At 73.5% G+C, this 17,907-nt stretch carries 16 protein-coding genes and 1 rRNA gene; 8 read left to right on the top strand and 9 right to left on the bottom strand.

Going from position 1 to position 17,907, the window contains the following annotated elements; translation table 11 throughout:
- Positions 1-12 precede the first annotated feature (12 nt).
- Genes QWY28_RS13105 through QWY28_RS13095 form a run of 3 tightly spaced genes read right to left on the bottom strand, consistent with a single transcriptional unit; the run spans position 13 to position 2,583 of the window.
- Positions 13-486 carry a peroxiredoxin gene (locus QWY28_RS13105; RefSeq protein WP_300952998.1) on the bottom strand — a complete coding sequence of 158 codons (474 nt, stop codon included), beginning with the start codon at positions 484-486 and terminating at the stop codon, positions 13-15.
- Positions 483-2,114 (bottom strand): AMP-binding protein, encoded by a 1,632-nt coding sequence (locus QWY28_RS13100; protein WP_300952997.1) that lies wholly within the window; start codon positions 2,112-2,114, stop codon positions 483-485. Before QWY28_RS13100 ends, QWY28_RS13105 begins: the two co-directional genes overlap by 4 nt.
- A gap of 10 nt (positions 2,115-2,124) precedes the next feature.
- Positions 2,125-2,583, bottom strand: a complete 459-nt coding sequence (locus QWY28_RS13095; protein ID WP_300952996.1) for a DUF3052 domain-containing protein — start codon at positions 2,581-2,583, stop codon at positions 2,125-2,127.
- A gap of 309 nt (positions 2,584-2,892) precedes the next feature.
- Between QWY28_RS13095 and aceE the strand changes: the two genes are divergently transcribed.
- Complete coding sequence (gene aceE / locus QWY28_RS13090) at positions 2,893-5,631, top strand: pyruvate dehydrogenase (acetyl-transferring), homodimeric type (RefSeq protein ID WP_500690671.1); 2,739 nt, start codon at positions 2,893-2,895, stop codon at positions 5,629-5,631.
- Between the two features lie 134 nt (positions 5,632-5,765).
- Here the strand turns inward: aceE and QWY28_RS13085 are convergent, their stop codons facing one another.
- The gene (locus QWY28_RS13085) at positions 5,766-6,716 is read right to left on the bottom strand and encodes an alpha/beta fold hydrolase (protein WP_300952995.1); all 951 of its coding nucleotides are present in this window, start codon (positions 6,714-6,716) and stop codon (positions 5,766-5,768) included.
- A 189-nt stretch (positions 6,717-6,905) separates the two neighbouring features.
- On the opposite strand from QWY28_RS13085, the gene QWY28_RS13080 reads away from it, so the two are divergent.
- The 6 genes from QWY28_RS13080 to QWY28_RS13055 all read left to right on the top strand — a co-directional run bounded on the left by QWY28_RS13080 (position 6,906) and on the right by QWY28_RS13055 (position 13,461).
- Positions 6,906-8,096, top strand: a complete 1,191-nt coding sequence (locus QWY28_RS13080; RefSeq protein WP_300952993.1) for a PucR family transcriptional regulator — start codon at positions 6,906-6,908, stop codon at positions 8,094-8,096.
- Between the two features lie 121 nt (positions 8,097-8,217).
- Entirely contained in the window at positions 8,218-9,402 is a 1,185-nt protein-coding gene (locus tag QWY28_RS13075) for an acyltransferase domain-containing protein (protein ID WP_300953277.1), read from the top strand.
- Positions 9,402-10,406 (top strand): beta-ketoacyl-ACP synthase III, encoded by a 1,005-nt coding sequence (locus QWY28_RS13070; RefSeq protein ID WP_300952992.1) that lies wholly within the window; start codon positions 9,402-9,404, stop codon positions 10,404-10,406. The genes QWY28_RS13075 and QWY28_RS13070 overlap by 1 nt, the downstream gene beginning before the upstream one ends.
- Positions 10,407-10,468: 62 nt before the next feature.
- On the top strand, positions 10,469-10,714 hold the full coding sequence (locus tag QWY28_RS13065; protein ID WP_154616258.1) for an acyl carrier protein: 246 nt from the start codon (positions 10,469-10,471) through the stop codon (positions 10,712-10,714).
- Positions 10,715-10,768: 54 nt separating this feature from the next.
- On the top strand, positions 10,769-12,019 hold the full coding sequence (locus QWY28_RS13060; protein ID WP_300952991.1) for a beta-ketoacyl-[acyl-carrier-protein] synthase family protein: 1,251 nt from the start codon (positions 10,769-10,771) through the stop codon (positions 12,017-12,019).
- On the top strand, positions 12,016-13,461 hold the full coding sequence (locus tag QWY28_RS13055) for an acyl-CoA carboxylase subunit beta (protein WP_439117254.1): 1,446 nt from the start codon (positions 12,016-12,018) through the stop codon (positions 13,459-13,461). Before QWY28_RS13060 ends, QWY28_RS13055 begins: the two co-directional genes overlap by 4 nt.
- A 99-nt stretch (positions 13,462-13,560) precedes the next feature.
- Here QWY28_RS13055 and QWY28_RS13050 read toward each other — a convergent pair whose 3' ends face one another.
- The 3 genes from QWY28_RS13050 to QWY28_RS13040 all read right to left on the bottom strand — a co-directional run bounded on the left by QWY28_RS13050 (position 13,561) and on the right by QWY28_RS13040 (position 16,002).
- Positions 13,561-14,079 (bottom strand): DUF3145 domain-containing protein, encoded by a 519-nt coding sequence (locus QWY28_RS13050; RefSeq protein ID WP_166196528.1) that lies wholly within the window; start codon positions 14,077-14,079, stop codon positions 13,561-13,563.
- A gap of 145 nt (positions 14,080-14,224) precedes the next feature.
- Positions 14,225-15,151, bottom strand: a complete 927-nt coding sequence (locus QWY28_RS13045) for an alpha/beta fold hydrolase (RefSeq protein ID WP_300952990.1) — start codon at positions 15,149-15,151, stop codon at positions 14,225-14,227.
- Positions 15,152-15,171: 20 nt separating this feature from the next.
- Positions 15,172-16,002 (bottom strand): PP2C family protein-serine/threonine phosphatase, encoded by an 831-nt coding sequence (locus QWY28_RS13040; protein ID WP_300952989.1) that lies wholly within the window; start codon positions 16,000-16,002, stop codon positions 15,172-15,174.
- Between the two features lie 122 nt (positions 16,003-16,124).
- Here QWY28_RS13040 and QWY28_RS13035 point away from each other — a divergent pair, with 122 nt between their 5' ends.
- Positions 16,125-16,637 (top strand): hypothetical protein, encoded by a 513-nt coding sequence (locus tag QWY28_RS13035; protein WP_300952988.1) that lies wholly within the window; start codon positions 16,125-16,127, stop codon positions 16,635-16,637.
- Between the two features lie 25 nt (positions 16,638-16,662).
- Here QWY28_RS13035 and QWY28_RS13030 read toward each other — a convergent pair whose 3' ends face one another.
- Together QWY28_RS13030 and rrf are read right to left on the bottom strand one after the other, a co-directional pair.
- Positions 16,663-17,688 (bottom strand): tetratricopeptide repeat protein, encoded by a 1,026-nt coding sequence (locus QWY28_RS13030; RefSeq protein WP_300952987.1) that lies wholly within the window; start codon positions 17,686-17,688, stop codon positions 16,663-16,665.
- Between the two features lie 102 nt (positions 17,689-17,790).
- Positions 17,791-17,907, bottom strand: a 5S ribosomal RNA gene (gene rrf / locus QWY28_RS13025).

The following is a 17,907-nucleotide window of genomic DNA, read 5'->3' as shown; positions in this document are numbered from 1 at the left end:
GACGGCCGCGGTCTAGACGGCGTCGGCGTGCGCGGCGAGCTGCCGCAGGTGCTCGTCGAGGTCGCGCCCCTCGGAGGTGGGGTTGTGCACGGCCCAGCGCAGCACGCCCTGCCGGTCCACGACGTACGACGAGCGGCGCGGCGCGCCGGTCCGGTCGTTGAAGACGTCGTAGGTGCTGGCGACGTGGCCGTGGGGCCAGAAGTCCGAGAGGAGCGGGAAGTTGAGCCCGTCGGTGTCGGCGAAGGCGCGCAGCGAGTGGATCGGGTCGCAGGAGATCGCGAGCACCTCGGTGTCGAAGGTGAGGAACTCCGCGAGCCGGTCGCGCACGCCGGTCAGCTCGCCGGTGCAGACGCCGGAGAACGCGTAGGGGAAGAACAGGATCGCGACCGCCTTCGTCCCACGGTACGACGACAGGGTGACGTCCTGGCCGAACTGGTCGCGCAGCGTGAAGTCGGGTGCCTCGCACCCGAGCGCGAGTCCGCTCACTCGACGTCCTCCGGGCGGTCCTTCAGCTCGCGCTTGAGGACCTTGCCGGTGGCGTTGCGGGGCAGCTCGTCGAGGAACACGATCTCCTTGGGCACCTTGTAGCGGGCGAGGTTCTGCTTGACCCAGCCCTTGAGCTCCTCCTCGTCGGCCGAGGCACCGTCGCGGAGCACCACGAAGGCGCGCAGCCGCTTGCCGTAGTCCTCGTCGTCGATGCCGATGGCCGCGACGTCCACGACGGCCTCGTGGCGGGCGAGGCAGTCCTCGACCTCCTTGGGGAAGACGTTCTCGCCGCCGGAGACGATCATCTCGTCGTCTCGGCCCTCGACGTAGAGCCGGCCGTCGTCGCCGATGCGGCCGACGTCGCCGGTCGCCATCAGCCCGTCGATCATGTCCTTGCCGCCGCCCCCGGTGTAGCCCTCGAAGAGCAGGCTGTTGCCCACGAAGATGCGGCCGGAGCCGCCCTGCGGCACCTCGGCGCCCTGCTCGTCGTACACCTTGACCGTGGTGCCCCACGGCGGCATCCCCGCGGAGCTCGGCGCCTCGCGGAGGTCCAGCGGCGTGGCGATCGAGGCGTAGGCGACCTCGGTGGAGCCGTAGATGTTGTAGAGGTGGTCGCCGAAGTGGTCCATCCAGGTGACCGCGAGGTCACCGGGCAGGGCCGAGCCGGACGAGGCGACGACCTTGACCGTGTCGAGGGAGTAGCGCTGCAGCACGCCCTCCTCCAGGCCGAGGATGCGCTGGAGGAAGACCGGGATCACCGCCAGCGAGTCGCAACTCTCCTCCTCGACGGTCCGCAGGCAGTCCTCGGGGTCGAAGCGCCGCTTGAGCACGACCGTCGAACCGAGGAGCATCGCGAGCGCGAGGTGGGCGAAGCCCCAGGTGTGGAACAGCGGGGCGGCGATGTGCGTGCGCCAGCCGTGGCGCAGCGGCATCCGCGAGAGCAGCGAGATGGCGGCGTCGATGCCGGCCTCGTTGCGCGGGGCGCCCTTCGGGGTGCCGGTCGTGCCGGAGGTCAGGATGATGATCCGGCCGTGCCGGTCCGGCGGGTCGAGGTCGGCGTCGTCAGCCGAGGCGACCAGCTCCTCGAGCGTCGCGACACCCTCGGGGGCGCCGTCGGAGTCGACCCAGGCCAGCACCCGCTGCTCGACGTCGGCCTCGGCGAGCAACTCGGTGAACTCCTCGTCGTGGACGACGACGGTGGGCGCCTCGCGCTCGAGCACCTCGACGAGCTGCGGCCCGGCGAAGGCGGTGTTGAGGTAGAGCACGTCGGCACCCAGCTTCGCCGCGGCGATGGTGGTGTCGACGAAGCCGCGGTGGTTGCGGCACATGAGCGCCACGCCGTCACCCTCGCCGACCCCGCGCTCGCGGAGCGCCCGGGCCAGCGCGTTCGACCGGCGCTGCATCTCCCCGAAGGTCAGCTCGCCGGCCTCGTCGACCAGGCCGACCCGGTCCGGGAAGCGCACCGCGAGGCTCGCGAAGCCCCCGGCGGGGCCGGTGCCCCAGTTCTTGACCGTGCGCGCCAGGCGGACCAGCACCGCGGGCGGGTAGGGACGGATGATCCCGGACGACGCGAGCACCTTGGCGCCGGTGCCCGCAGCCGCCGCGCGGCCGAGGATGTTCTGGAGCACGGGACCGAACCTACGCGGGCGTCTTGGGTGCCACCAGGCGGGTGGCGGCCCAGTCCTTGCTCACCGCAGCGGTCGTCGTCTGCGACAGGCCGGCGATGGGCGCGGCCTCGGCGATGTCCGCGGCGTCGACGGCGTTCGGGCGACCCACCTTGGGGGTCAGCAGCCAGATAGCACCGCCACCGACGAGGTCGGTCAGCGCGTCCACGAGCCCGTCGACGAGGTCGCCGTCCTCGCGGCGCCACCAGAGCAGGACCGCGTCCACGACGTTGCCGTGGTCACCGTCGACCATGTCGGCGTCGATGGCGTCCTCGATGGAGACGCGGAGGTCGTCGTCGGTGTCGTTGTCCCACCCGAGCTCCTGCACGACCATGCCCTTGGTGAACCCGAGCCGTTCGGCCGGTCCGGTGCCGGGAAGGTCGGCGCCTGGGGCGCCGGTCCGGGTGGTCCCCCCACCCTCGGTCGAGCTCAACGTGGTCCTCCAGACGCGATCGGTTCGGCCGCGCTCCGCGGCCTCGGGGAGTAGTCCAGCGGAGTCGGGCCCCCGATGCAACCCGTCCCGACCTGCGGGAACGGCGCGGGAGGGGCGCGGGAGGGGCACGGGACGGGCACGGGACGGGCGCGGAGCGGCCATCGGGGCGAGGGACGGAGCGGCCGCCTCGTGCGGGGCGTCGCGGCTACCGACGGGTAAATTCCCTCGTGCGACCCTGCGTGCAACGATGAACGGGTGACCGGAGAACCACCCATCAGCTCAGGCACGCGCACCGGCTCGACCCCCTCGGTGATCCACGAGGGCCTGCCGACCCAGCTGCCCGACATCGACCCGGACGAGACCCACGACTGGCTCGACTCCTTCGACTCCCTCGTCGACGAGCGCGGCCGCGAGCGTGCGCGCTACGTCATGCTGCGCCTGCTCGAGCGGGCGCGCGAGATGCAGGTCGGGGTGCCCGCCCTGCGCAGCACCGACTACATCAACACCATCCCGCCCGAGCGGGAGCCGTGGTTCCCCGGTGACGAGGAGGCCGAGCGGCGGATCCGCGCGTTCATCCGCTGGAACGCCGCCGTCATGGTCTCCAGCGCGAACCGCAAGGGCCTCGAGGTCGGCGGCCACATCGCGACGTACCAGTCGTCGGCGAGCCTCTACGAGGTCGGCTTCAACCACTTCTTCCGCGGCAAGGACCACCCCGGCGGCGGCGACCAGGTCTACATCCAGGGCCACGCGTCCCCGGGCGTCTACTCCCGCGCGTTCCTCGAGGGGCGGCTGCAGGAGGAGCAGCTCTACCGGTTCCGCCAGGAGGTCCAGCACGGGCCGGGCGCCGGCCTGCCGTCGTACCCCCACCCCCGGCTGATGCCGGAGTTCTGGGAGTTCCCGACGGTCTCCATGGGCCTGACCGGCATCAACTCGATCTACCAGGCGCGGTTCAACCGCTACCTGCAGAACCGCGGCGTCAAGGACACCAGCGACCAGCGCGTGTGGGCGTTCCTCGGCGACGGCGAGATGGCCGAGCCCGAGTCGCTCGGCGCGATCCGGATCGCCGCCCGCGAGGAGCTCGACAACCTCACCTGGGTGATCAACTGCAACCTGCAGCAGCTCGACGGCCCGGTGACGGGCAACGGCAAGATCATCCAGGAGCTCGAGGCCAACTTCCGCGGCGCCGGCTGGAACGTCATCAAGGTCGTCTGGGGCCGCGAGTGGGACCCGCTGCTCGCCCGTGACGTCGACGGCGTGCTGGTCAACAAGATGAACACCACGCCGGACGGTGCGTTCCAGACCTACTCGGTCGAGGACGGCGCCTACGTCCGCGAGAGCTTCTTCGGCGGCGACCCGCGCCTGCGCGCGATGGTCGAGCACATGAGCGACCAGCAGATCCAGAAGCTGCCGCGCGGCGGTCACGACTACCGCAAGGTGTACGCCGCGTTCGACTCCGCCACCAAGCACGTCGGCCAGCCGACCGTGATCCTCGCCAAGACGATCAAGGGCTGGACCATCGACGCGCTGGAGGGCAAGAACGCCACCCACCAGATGAAGAAGCTGACCCCGGCCGACCTGAAGCGGTTCCGGGACCGGCTCTACCTCCCCATCTCCGACCGCGACCTCGAGCGCGCCTACGAGGAGACCGGCACCGCGCCGTTCTTCCACCCCGGCGTCGACTCCCCCGAGATCGAGTACATGCTCGAGCGTCGCCGCCAGCTCGGCGGCTCGCTGCCCCGACGCGTGGTGCGCTCGGCGCCGCTCACCCTGCCCGGCGACAAGGCCTACGCCGAGCTGAAGCAGGGCTCGGGCAAGAACTCCGTCGCCACCACGATGGCCGTCGTCCGCCTGCTCAAGGACTGGATGAAGGACACCGAGATCGGCAAGCGCATCGTGCCGATCGCGCCGGACGAGTACCGCACGTTCGGCATGGACGCGATGTTCCCGAGCGCCAAGGTCTACAACCCGGCCGGCCAGAAGTACGAGTCGGTCGACCGGAACATGTTGCTCTCCTACAAGGAGTCGCAACAGGGCCAGATGCTCCACGAGGGCATCTCCGAGGCCGGCGCGATGGCGTCGGCGACCGCCGCAGGTTCGGCGTACTCCACGCACGGCGAGCCGATGATCCCCTTCTACATCTTCTACTCGATGTTCGGGTTCCAGCGGACGGGTGACTCGATCTGGGCCATGGCCGACCAGCTCGCCCGCGGCTTCCTGATCGGCGCCACCGCCGGTCGCACGACGCTGACCGGCGAGGGCCTGCAGCACGCCGACGGCCACTCCCCGCTCATCGCGGTGACGAACCCGGCGGTCGTGCACTACGACCCGGCCTACGCCTACGAGGTCGCCCACATCATGCGCTCGGGCCTCGAGCGGATGTACGGCACCGGCGGGCCCGAGGGCAACGGCGAGAACGTCATCTTCTACCTGACGGTCTACAACGAGCCGGTGCCGCAGCCCAAGGAGCCCGACGACGTCGACGTCGAGGGCATCCTGCGCGGCATGCACCAGGTCTCCCGCGCCGAGGGCGAGGGCCCGCGGGTCACGCTCCTGGGCTCGGGCGTCGGCATGCCCTGGATCCAGGACGCGAAGCGGATGCTCGCCGAGGAGTGGGGCGTCCAGGCCGACACCTGGTCGGTCACCTCGTGGAACGAGCTGGCCCGCGACGCCATCGCCGCCGAGGAGTGGAACCTCCTGCACCCGGGCGAGGAGGCCCGCTCGTCGTACGTCGAGGAGCGGCTGGTCGACGTCGAGGGTCCCGTCGTCGCGGTCTCGGACTTCATGCGGGCCGTGCCGCTGCAGATCGCGCGCTGGGTGCCGGGTGACTACCGGGTGCTGGGCGCCGACGGCTTCGGCTTCGCCGACACCCGCCCGGCCGCCCGTCGCTACTTCCACATCGACGCCCAGTCCGTCGTGGTGCAGGCCCTCCAGGCCCTCGCCGACGCCGGCCAGATCGACCGCTCGCAGGTCGAGAAGGCGTTCGCGACGTACCGCATCGACGACCCGACGGCCGTCGCCGGCGTGAAGCAGGAAGGGGGAGACGCCTGAGGCACGAAGGCGTCAATCCCTTGACGGTGGTCGAGCGAGCGGCGCGACGGAGCCTGCGACGTCGCGACCCGCGTGTCGAGACCCGGTGAGACGAGGCAGGGCGGTGACCACTCGGTCACCGCCCTGCTCGCGTCTCAGGCGCTGGTGATGTCGGTGACCGTGGCGACCGGCGCCGGCTCGCTGCGGCCGTTGACCAGCAGCGTCCGCACGCGCTCCCGGTCGTACGTCGCCGGCTGGGCGCTCCGGATGAAGTCGTGCAGCAACTTGGCGAACCGCTCGGGGTGGTCCTTGTGCGGGAAGTGCCCGGCGTTCGGCATCACCTCCACGCGTGACCGCGGGGCGAGCTCGCCGGCGATCCCGGCGTGCCGCACGGGGATGACGGTGTCGTCGCGTCCCCAGACGACGAGCATCGGCATCTCCTCGGTGAGGTAGGCGCGGTCGGCCATCGTGACGACCTGGCCCTTCCAGTCCACGACGCCGCGCACGACGTGGCGGATGGCGTGGCGGGCGGCCGGGTCCTTGAAGGAGTCGTAGATCTCGGCCATCTCGCCGAGGTCGCGGGCGTGGCGCGAGGGCAGCGCGCCGAGCAGCTGCATGCCCTTCTTGCCGACGTGCCGGATGCCCGGCAGCGTCAGCACGCCCATCGCCTGGTGGAAGCCGGGGGTGGTGACGGCGCGGATCGCGGCGGTCACCTCGGGTCCCAGGCCGCCGGAGGCGACCAGGACGAGCCGCTCGGTCCGCTCGGGGTACTGGTAGGCGAACTGCATCGCGACCCCGCCGCCGAAGCTGTGGCCCACGACGGTCACCTGCTCGATCCCGAGGACGGTGAGCAGGTCGCGCATCCCGTTGGCGAAGCCGCCGAGGCTGTAGTCGGCCCGCGGCTTGTCCGACTGCCCGTGGCCGAGCAGGTCGGGGGCGATCACCGTGTAGCGCCGGGCGAGCAGGTCGATGACCGGCGCCCAGGTGGAGTGGCTGCAGCCGAGACCGTGCAGGAGGAGGAGCGCGGGCCCCTGCCCCACCTTCACGTACGCGCGGCGGTGCCCGTGGATGGTGACGTGCTGGACCTCGTGGGGCTTGGTGGACACGTGGTCCTCCTCCGTCGGAGCTGGATCTCGACCTGGACCCGACCCTAGGGGGCGAACCCGGGCCGGCGGGTCGTGATCGCTCGGATTTCCCTTGCCTGCAACAGGATTCCGCGCGTCGAGCGTCGTGCGCGTCCTCCGATCGGTCGGACCGGCCCGCCCCTGCAGCAGTCCGCGGACTAGCCTCGTGGCGTGCCGAGCCGACGCCCCGCAGTACCCCGCTCGACCACGGCCGATGCACTCCAGCGGGCCACCGGGGCGCTCAGCACCGCGGCGACCGCACGGATGGACGCCGAGCTGCCGTGGTTCCGCGAGCTGTCCGCCCAGGACCGGTCCTGGGTGGGGCTGATCGTCCAGGCCGGCATCAAGGCGTTCGTGGACTGGTTCCGCGCCGACGACGGCTCCCCCGCGCCCGGTGCCAACGAGCTGGCCGCGTCGGTCTTCGGGGCCGCCCCGCGGGCGCTGGCGGGCGTGATCAACCTGCAGCAGACCGTCGACCTCGTCCGGCTCTCGATCGCGGTCGTCGAGAGCGACGTGGACCGTCTGCTCGACGCCGAGGACGTCCCGCTGGTCCGCGCCGCGGTCCTGCGCTACGCCCGGGAGGTCGCGTTCGCCACCGCCGAGGTCTACGCCCGCGCCGCCGAGGTCCGCGGCGCCTGGGACGCCCGGCTCGAGGCGCTCGTCGTCGACGCGGTGCTCCGCTCGGAGGCCGACGAGGCGGTGCTCAGCCGGGCCAGTGCGCTGGGCTGGGGCGCCGTCGGCGACGTCGCGGTCGTCCTCGGCGCGGTGCCGGGTGGCCGCGCGGCCGCCGACCTGCCCGAGGAGGTACGCCGCGCGGCGCGGTCTGCGGGCCTCGAGGCGCTGTGCGCGGTGCAGGGCGACCGGCTCGTGGTGCTCCTCGGCGGGGTCGAGGACCCCCGGGTGGCCGCCGAGTCGGTGGTCGGCAGCTTCGGCGCCGGCCCGGTCGTCGTGGGCCCGGCCGCCGACGACCTGGCCGGTGCGCACGTGTCGGCCCGCGCCGCGGTCTCGGCCCACCGCGCCGCCGCCGGCTGGCCCGGCGCGCCGCGGCCGGTGCAGAGCATCGAGCTGCTGCCCGAGCGCGCGCTGGCCGGCGACGGGCACGCCCGCCGGCACCTGGTCGAGCAGCTCTACCTGCCCCTGCTGCAGGCCCGCGGCACGATGATCGAGACGCTGGCGACGTACCTCGACGAGGGCTCCTCGATCGAGGCCACCGCCCGGACGCTCTTCGTCCACCCGAACACCGTCCGCTACCGCCTGCGGCAGGTCACCGAGCTGACCGGCTTCTCCCCCACCCGCCCGCGCGACGCCTTCGTGCTGCGCATCGCGCTCGTCCTCGGCCGGCAGTCCGGACGGGTCTCCTGAGCGCGTCGCCGGTAGCCGCGACGCGGCGTCGGAAGTTGTGGGGTTCCCACAACGCGACCCGGGTCGATTTCGTCCGCGTCCGAGGCGAGGCGGGACGGGGGGGAACGGCAGGGTGGACCTCGTGCTCGTCATCGTCGCCCCGGGCCAGGGGGCCCAGACCCCCGGCTTCCTCCGGCCCTGGCTGGAGGACCCGACCTTCGCCTCCCGGTTCGAGTGGCTCGCGACCGTCGCCGGCGCGGACCTCGTCACCCACGGCACCGAGTCCGACGCGGAGACCATCCGCGACACCCGCGTCGCCCAGCCGCTGCTGGTGGCGACCGGCCTCGTGGCCGCGCTCGAGCTGTTCCCCCACCCCGCCGACGCGTTCGCGCGGATCGGTGCCGTGGCCGGCCACAGCGTCGGCGAGCTGACCGCCGCGGCCGGCGCCCGGGCGATCACGGCCGAGCAGGCGATGGTGCTGGTCCGCGAGCGCGGCAACGCCATGGCCGACGCCTCCGCCGCGACCCCGACCGGGATGACCGCGATCCTCGGCGGCGACCGGGACGAGGTGCTGGCGACGCTGGCCCGCCACGGCCTCACCGCCGCCAACGACAACGGCCCCGGCCAGGTCGTCGCAGCCGGCACCCTCGAGCAGCTCGCTGCCCTCGCCGACGACGCGCCCGCGAAGGCGCGGCTCATGCCCCTGAGCGTCGCCGGCGCCTTCCACACCGAGCACATGCGCCCGGCCGTCGACCACGTCGAGCGACTCGCCCGCTCGGTCTCCACCCACGACCCGCGCACGCGGGTGATCTCCAACCGCGACGGCCAGGTGGTCCACGACGGTCGCGAGGTCCTGCGCCGGATCGTCGGCCAGGTCGCCAGCCCCGTGCGGTGGGACCTGTGCCTGGAGACGATGGCCGACCTCGGCGTCACGGGCATCCTGGAGATGCCGCCGGCCGGCACACTGACCGGCATCGCCAAGCGCGCGCTCAAGGGCGTGGCGACCTTCGCGCTGAAGACCCCCGACCAGCTCGACGCCGCCCGCGCGTTCTGCGACGAGCACGGCGAGTCCTCGGAGATGGAGACCTCGCCGACGTGGCGGATGGTCGTCTCCCCGGTCAAGGGCACCTTCCACATCGCCGGCGACGCCGCGGCGACCGACGTGCTGCCCGCGGGCGCCCCGATCGGCGACGTCGCCAGCCTGCGCGACCGGATCCCGGTCACCGCCGCCCACGGCGGCCAGGTCGTGGAGTGGCTCGTCGAGGACGGCGACCTCGTCTCCCCCGGCCAGCCGCTGCTGCGCCTGCACCCCGAGGGCGCCGCCTGATGCCGGCGGCCATCCGGGCGGCCACCGGCGCCCCGCACGCGCGGATCCTGGGCATCGGCGCCTACCGCCCCCGGCGCGTCGTCCCCAACGCGGAGGTCGTCGAGGCGATCGACTCCAGCGACGAGTGGATCCAGCAGCGTTCGGGGATTCGGCAGCGCCGCTTCGCCGAGCCCGACGAGACGATCCAGGTGATGTCGGTCGCCGCCGCACGCCAGGCGCTCGAGCGCGCCGGCGTGGAGAGCAAGCAGATCGACTGCGTCGTCGTGGCCACCGTGAGCCACCTCGTGCAGACCCCCGCCGTCGCGACCGCGGTCGCCCACGAGCTCGGCACCGACCAGGCCGCAGCGTTCGACATCTCCGCCGCGTGCGCCGGCTTCTGCCACGGCATCGCCATGGCGGCGGACTTCGTCCGGGCCGGCAGCGCCCGGCACGTGCTGGTCGTCGGCGTCGAGCGGCTCTCCGACATCACCGACATGACCGACCGCGGCACGGCCTTCATCTTCGCCGACGGCGCCGGCGCGGCGGTGGTCGGACCGAGCGACGAGCCCGGCATCGGCCCGGTCGTGTGGGGCTCCGACGGGGAGCAGGCCGACCTCATCCGCTCCCGCCACGACTGGCGCGACGTCCTCGCCGCCGAGGCGCCAGCGATGCCGCACCTGGTCATGCAGGGCAGCTCGGTCTTCCGGTGGGCCTCCTTCGCGATGGCGAAGGTCGGCCAGCAGGCGCTCGACCGCGCCGGCATCACCGTCGACCAGCTCGACTGCTTCGTCCCGCACCAGGCCAACATGCGCATCACCGACGCGATGGCGCGGGCGATGAAGCTGCCCGAGACGGTCCGGATCGCCCGCGACATCGCCGAGCAGGGCAACACCTCGGCGGCGTCCATCCCGCTGGCGCTGGACCGGATGCTCGCCGAGGGCGACGCCCGCTCCGGCGACACCGCCCTGCTGGTCGCCTTCGGCGCCGGCCTGGCGTACGCCGCCCAGGTCGTCACCGTCCCCTGACCGGCGCTGCGCCGGCAGGACCCCCGAGTTCCCGCACCACCCCAACCCGAGAGGAAGCACGCATGGCAACCACCGAGGAGATCCGCTCCGACCTCGCCGAGATCGTCAACGAGGTCGCCGGCGTCGACGCCGCCGACGTCCAGCTCGACAAGGCCTTCGTCGAGGACCTCGACGTCGACTCCCTGTCGATGGTCGAGGTCGTCGTGGCCGCCGAGGAGAAGTTCGGCGTCTCCATCCCCGACGACGAGGTCAAGAACCTCCGCACCGTCGGCGACGCCGTGGCCTTCATCGAGCGCGCCTCGGCCTGACGGCCGCGCGCCACCGTCCCGCCCCGCACGTCCCCTCCCCGAGGAGCAGCCATCATGTCCGCCACGCGCGTCGTCGTCACCGGCCTGGGAGCCACCTCCCCGGTCGGGGGTGACGTCCCCACCACCTGGTCCGCCCTGCTCGAGGGCCGTTCCGGCGTCACGCCGCTCACCGAGGAGTGGGCCGAGCCCCTGGGCGCGCGCATCGCCGCCCGGGTCGCGGTCGAGCCCGGTGAGGTCCTCGACCGGGTCAAGGCGCGCCGGATGGACCGGTCCGGCCAGCTGGCCATGGTGGCTGCCCTCGAGGCCTGGGCCGACGCCGGCCTCTCCGGCTCCGCGTCGGAGGCCGGCATCGACCCCGAGCGTCTCTCGGTCGCGATGGCGTCCGGCATCGGCGGCGTCACGACGTTGCTGTCGAACTACGACGCCCTGCTCGAGAAGGGCCCGCGCCGGGTCTCGCCGCTGGCGATCCCGATGCTCATGCCCAACGGTCCGGCTGCCGGCATCGGCCTGGCGCTCGGCGCCAAGTCGGGTGTCCACACGCCCGTCTCGGCCTGCGCGTCGGGCAACGAGGCGATCGCCCTCGGCATCGACCTCATCCGCCTCGGCCGCGCCGACATCGTGGTCTGCGGCGGGACGGAGGCCGCCGTGCACGCGCTGCCGATGGCCGCGTTCGGGCAGATGATGGCGCTCTCCAAGCGCAACGACGACCCCGGCGCCGCCTCGCGTCCGTGGGACAAGGGACGCGACGGCTTCGTCCTCGGCGAGGGCGCCGCCGTCCTCGTGCTGGAGTCCGCCGAGCACGCCGCCGCACGCGGCGCCCGGGTGTACGCCGAGGCCGGGGGCGCCGGCATCACCGCCGACTCCCACGACATCGCTCAGCCCGACCCGGTCGGTGCGGGCGCGACCCGCGCGATGCGCTTCGCCCTCCGCGACGCCGAGCTCTCCCCCTCTGACGTCGTGCACATCAACGCCCACGCCACCTCGACCCCCCAGGGCGACGTGGCCGAGGCGCTGGCGATCCGCAACGCGCTCGGCGACGCCGCGTCCGGCGCGGTGCTGACCTCGACCAAGTCGATGACCGGCCACCTGCTCGGTGCCGCCGGAGCGCTGGAGTCGGTCGCCACGGTGCTCGCGATCCACCACCGGACGGTGCCGCCGACGATCAACCTCGAGGACCCCGAGGACGTCGGCCTCGACCTGGCCGACAAGGTGCGCGACCTCCCTGCCGGCGACGTCGCTGCGCTCAACAACTCCTTCGGGTTCGGCGGCCACAACGTGGCCATCGCCTTCCGGAGCGTCTCGTGACCCAGGCCACGGCGCCCGCCGCGCCCCGCACGCCGGTCAAGCTGCCTCGCGAGCAGGACCCCCGACACCCGGTCACCCGGCTGCGGTCCCTGCTCGACGACGACAGCCTCGAGCTGATCACCCCCGACGACGACTCCGGCATGGTCGCCGCCGTCGGCACCGTCGACGGCTCCCGCGTCGTCGCGTTCTGCTCCGACGCCACCGTCATGGGTGGCGCGATGGGCGACCGCGGCTGCCAGGTCGTGGTGGACGCCTACCACCGGGCGATGACCGACGGCGTGCCGATCATCGGCCTGTGGCACTCCGGCGGCGCCCGGCTCGCCGAGGGCGTGCTGTCGCTCCACGCGGTCGGCCGGATCTTCAAGGTGATGACGCAGGCCTCCGGCCGGGTGCCCCAGGTCTCGGTCGTGCTCGGCCCGGCGGCCGGCGGCGCGGCGTACGGCCCCGCCCTCACCGACGTGGTCGTCCTCGGTCCCGAGGGCCGCATCTTCGTGACCGGGCCGGACGTCGTCCGCTCGGTCACCGGCGAGGACGTCGACATGCTGCGCCTCGGCGGTCCCGAGCCGCACGGCCGCCGCTCCGGCGTCGTCCACGTGCTGGCCGAGTCCGAGCGTGACGCGCTCGACCAGGCGCGCCGCGTCGCACACCTCCTGGGCGCCCAGGGCAGCCTGCGGGTCGCCGACGTGGAGGACCGCGACCTGGCCGCGGTCCTGCCGGAGTCCCGGAAGCGCGCCTACGACGTGCACCCCCTCGTGGAGGCCGTCCTCGACGACGGCACCATGCTCGAGCTGCACGCCCGCTGGGCGCCGAACATCGTCACCGCCCTGGGCCGGCTCGGCGGGCGCACCGTCGGTGTCGTCGCCAACAACCCGCTCCGCCTCGGCGGCTGCCTCGACTCGCTCTCGGCCGAGAAGGCCAGCCGGTTCGTGCGGATGTGCGACGCGCTGGGCGTGCCGCTGGTCGTGCTCGTCGACGTACCGGGCTACCTGCCCGGCGTGGGCCAGGAGTGGGACGGCGTCGTACGCCGCGGCGCCAAGCTGCTGCACGCGTTCGGGGAGTGCGTGGTCCCGCGGGTGACGCTGGTGACCCGGAAGACGTACGGCGGCGCGTACATCGCGATGAACTCCCGCTCGCTCGGCGCCACGCGGGTCTTCGCCTGGCCCGGCGCGGAGGTCGCCGTCATGGGGGCGGTCGCCGCGATCCGCGTCCTCCACCGGCGCCGGCTGGCCGAGGTCGCCCCCGAGATCCGCCCGCAGGTCGAGGCTGAGCTCGCCGCCGAGCACGAGCGGCTCGCGGGAGGCGTCGACAAGGCGGTCGAGATCGGTGTCGTCGACGAGGTCGTCGACCCGGCGCTCACCCGGTCCGCGCTCGCCCGCGCCATCGACGAGGCCGTCCAGGCCGAGGGCGTCCGGCACGGGGCGCACGGCAACATCCCGCTCTGACGACGGCGGACCACCGTCCACCTGTCGCCCACCTGTCGAACGCCAGCCGACACCTGTCGCCGCCGGTGCCTCCGGGCACCGGCGGCGTCGTGCGTCCGGTCAGACGACCTGGTGGAGCCAACGCACGGGGGCGCCGTCGCCGGCGTGCCGGAAGGTCTCCAGCTCGTCGTCCCAAGGCTTGCCGAGGAGCTTGTCGATCTCGACCAGCAGGGTGGTGTCGCCGAGGGCGGCCTTGACCACCGCGGCCTTGAGCCGGTCCTCGGGGATCATGATGTCGCCGTGGAGGCCGGTGACGGCGTGGAAGACGCCGAGCTCGGGCGTGTAGGAGTAGCGGGCGCCCTCGGTGCCCGACGTGGGCTCCTCGGTCACCTCGAAGCGCAGGTGGTTCCAGCCGCGCAGCGCCGAGGCGATGGCGGCAGCGGAACCCGGCGCGCCGGTCCAGGACAGCTCGGCGCGGTAGGTGCCTGCCTGCGCCGGCTGGGGGGTCCAGTCGGCGTTGACGGCAGCACCCAGCACACCACCGACGGCCCACTCGATGTGCGGGCACAGCGCGGACGGCGCTGAGTGGACGTACAGGACGCCCCTCGTCGCGGTGCGGGTAGCAGTGCGTGCGGTCACCGTGACCTCCTTCTTCCTCCGGCGCGAGCTACGCCTTCCCCAGCGGTCTCGTGTCGGTTGAAGTCAGTCGAGTGACAACGATGTAGTTGTGCTCCCATTGTGACCTATGTTGCCGCTGAGCACCAGCGGTATGGACCGTCGGGGGTCAGGAACCGCCCGCGGCGGCCCCCGCCCGGCGCGGACCGAGGTCCAGGACGGTGCCGAGCACCTCCTCGGCGATGCCGAGCCCGCCGAGGTGGCTCTCGCCGTCGATGGCGGTGATCGTGGCGTCCGGGAGCCGGTCGACGACGTGCTGCCCGTGCCGGAACGGCACGATGTGGTCGGCGTCGCCGTGCCACCAGCGCACCGGCACGGTCACCTCCGCGAGCCGGAAGCCCCAGTCCCGGGTGAAGAGCACCAGGTCGGCGAGCGGGGCGGAGGTCTGGAAGCGGCTGCCGTTGAGCAGGTCGTCGACGAACATCGCCTTGAACTCCGGTCGCGCCAGCAGCCGCCGGTCCCCCTCCGGCTGCACCGCGGCGTACAGGTCGAGGAAGGTGCCGGCGATCGGCCGCACCAGGCGGATGACCTGCGTCAGGCCCACCCCGAGCGGGACTCGCGTCGCCTCGATCACCGGCGCGAGGCGCACGGCCAGCTGGATGGGGCCGCCGGGAGCCGCGTCCGGGCCCACCGTGGGCGCCACGCCGCCGAGCACGGCGATCCCGTGCACCCGGTCGGGCATCGCCGCTCCGGCCGCCAGGACGTACGGCGCGCCGCCGGAGAGCCCGACCAGCCGGAGCGTGTCCACGGCGAGGGTGTCGAGCAGGACGGCCAGGTCGTCGGTCCAGTCGCGCACGTCGCGGTAGAGGTACGGCGTCGACGTCCCGATCCCCGGCCGGTCGATGCCGATGATCCGCACCCCGCGGGCCTCCGCGAACGCGCGGGCCTCCAGGGGGATCTGCCGGCGACCGCCGGGCGTGCCGTGCATCCAGACGACCGCGGGTCCGCGCGCCGCGCCGTACTCCGCGAAGCTGAGGCGCCGGCCCGCGCGCACGGCGACGGTGCCCTCGAGGGCCGGGCGCTCGACGTTCGTCACGGCGGGCAGTGTGCCACGGCTCACAGCGCCGTGGCGGGCCCCCGCACGATCCGGACCGGGCCGGGGTCGACCACGTTGACCGGATCCGCGAGCGCACCGAGCCGCGTCCCGTCCTCGTCGCGGACCACGCCCGCGTCGTCGACCAGGTCGAGGACGACGCAGGTGATGTTGTCCCGGCCGCCCGCCGCGAGCGCCGCCTCGGTCAGCCCGGCCGCTGCCTCGCCGGGCGACCCCTCCGCGAGCAGCCGCGCCACCTCCGGGTCGGGGACCATGTCGGTCAATCCGTCGCTGCACACCAGGAAGCGGTCCCCCGGGGCGGCGTCGACCGGTGCCAGGTCGACCCCTTGGTCCGCCGGGTCGCCGTCGACCGACCGCAGGACGACGTTGCGCCACGGGTGCCGGGCGACCGCGTCGGCGCCGAGCTGCCCCGAGGCGACGAGGTGCGCGACGTAGGTGTGGTCGGTCGAGAGCTGCGTCAGCGTGCCGCCCCGGAGCCGGTAGGCGCGCGAGTCGCCGACGTGGCCGAGCACGACCCGCTCGCCGTCGCAGAGCAGCACCGTCAGGGTCGTCGCCATGCCGAGCCGGGTGAGGTCGTGCTGGATGGCGCGGCGGATCCCCGACCGGGCCCGGTCGGCACCGGCCTGGAGGGTCTGCTCGAGGGTGGCGCCGGCGTGCGCCAGCACGGCGTCGACCACGGCCGCCGCGACCGTGGCGGACGCGATCTCGCCCGCTGCGGCCCCGCCCACGCCGTCGGCGACCAGGCCCACCCGCGACGCGACGAACCCGGAGTCCTCGTTGTGCTCGCGCACGTGGCCGACGTCGCTCACGCCGGCTCCCGAGAACCGCACCATCGCCCCTCCTCCACGACTTCCCGCAGTGAACCGCCGCGCGGTGCGGGGGTCAAGAACCAGGGAGTGGGTACCCGACGCCGAGCGTCCGTAAGCGGCGTGTGACGTGCCCTACCCTCTCGACCATGACCAACGCCGTGACCCTCGAGGTGAGCACCCGGCGCCGGCGCACCCGCTGGGCGGTCTGGGCGCTCCTCGCGGCGGCGCTGCTCGCGGTGCTCGCCTGGTACTGCACCCACCCGCCGGCGCTGGCCACCTCGACCGACGCGCGACGCGCCACGACGCCGGTGGACACCCCCGTGTACGTCGGGATGTTCGCCGCTCCCGGCGACCGCTCGCTCGCCCTCGACGGGGTCAAGGTGCACGCGACCGCCAACACCGACGTCGAGCTGGCCCCCCTGCTCTGCAAGGGCGGCTCGCTGGTCGTGACCTCCGACCCGGGCGCCTTCTGCCGCGAGCTGGTGCCGCCGGAGGGCGAGCGCCTCGAGCCGGGCGACTCCCTGGTCGTCGAGGTCGTCGCCGCCGAGCCGGCGATCGTCGTGCTGGACCGGATCCGCATCGGCTACCAGGACGGCATCCGCGCCGCGACCCAGCCGGCCGGGGTGGACCACGCCGTGGTCACCGTGCTCGGGCGCTGACCCCGGCCGAGCACGGCGCCTACGGTCAGTCCTGCGGGATGCGCTTCTCCAGTGCGTCGGCCCGCGCCGCCGCGTCGGTGATCTCGTCGCTGTCGATCGCGTGCGTGCGGTGGAACCACGTGAGCGCGTCGTTGAGGCGACCGGCCGCCTCGAGGGTGTCGGCGTACGCGTAGCGCAGACGCACCACCCACGACGCGCGGTTCTTCGAGGTCAGCGGCGCGAGCTCCAGCGTCCGCAGCGCGGCGTCGAGCTGACCCATGTCCCGGCGGGCGCCGGCCTCCACGATGGTCATCTCGGCCTTCGCCTCGGGCACGAAGTTGGCCACCGACGGGCTCTTGGCGAGCTTGAGCGCCTGGTCGGGGTGGCCCAGCGCGCGGTGGCAGTCGGCCATGATCGGCAGGTAGGCCGTCGCGCCGTTCATCCGCTTGGCGGCCCGCAGCTCGGCGAGCGCCTCGGCGTAGTGACCCGCCGCGTACGCCGCCTCGCCCGTCGCCTCGCGGACGACGGCCAGTCGCGGTGCGCGCGCCCGGGCGGCCAGCGTGTGCTGGTAGGCGGTCTCGGGGTCGTCGTCGATGAGCGACCCCGCGGCCGCGAGGTGGCGCGCGACCCGGGAGGCGAGCTTCTCCGGCAGCCCCTTGAGCTGCGCGGTGATCGACCGGTCGAGCTCCTTGCCGGTGATGTCGGCCGGGAGGTCGGGTCCGTCGTAGCGGGCCTGCTCCTCGGTGCGGTCCGCCTGCTTGTCGGCGGGCCGCTTCCAGTCCTGCTTGCGACCAGGACGCTCGGAGCGGTCCCCGCGCTCGGCGCGACCCCCACGCTCGGGGCGGCCGCCGCTGCGCCGGTCCCGGCGTTCATCGCCGCGGGGCTCGAACCGCTCGGCCCGCTCGCTCGAGCGGCCCGAGCCGGAGCTCCCGCTCTTCTGCGGCCGGCCGCTGCCCGCCCCGTCGGGCCGGCCACGACCGCCGGAGACCGGCTTGCCGCCTCGCGGGCCTCCGGACCGGCTCCCGCCGCCCGTTCCCTGGGACGACCGCTGGTTGCGACGCTCCTCGGCCACGACTCACCTCTGCACTTCCTGGCCCGCGACGGGGCCGGTACCGACGTACTTTCCCGGAAAAACACGTAGAGGCCACCTTGCGGTGGCCTCTACGGAGTGTATGTCCGGCGGCGTCCTACTCTCCCACAACCTCGCGGTTGCAGTACCATCGGCGCTGAAAGGCTTAACTTCCGGGTTCGGGATGGGACCGGGTGTTTCCCTTTCGCTATGGCCGCCGTA

Source organism: Nocardioides oceani, assembly GCF_030412965.1.
Classification (GTDB): domain Bacteria; phylum Actinomycetota; class Actinomycetes; order Propionibacteriales; family Nocardioidaceae; genus Nocardioides; species Nocardioides oceani.
This window is presented reverse-complemented; position numbering and strand designations above follow the sequence as displayed.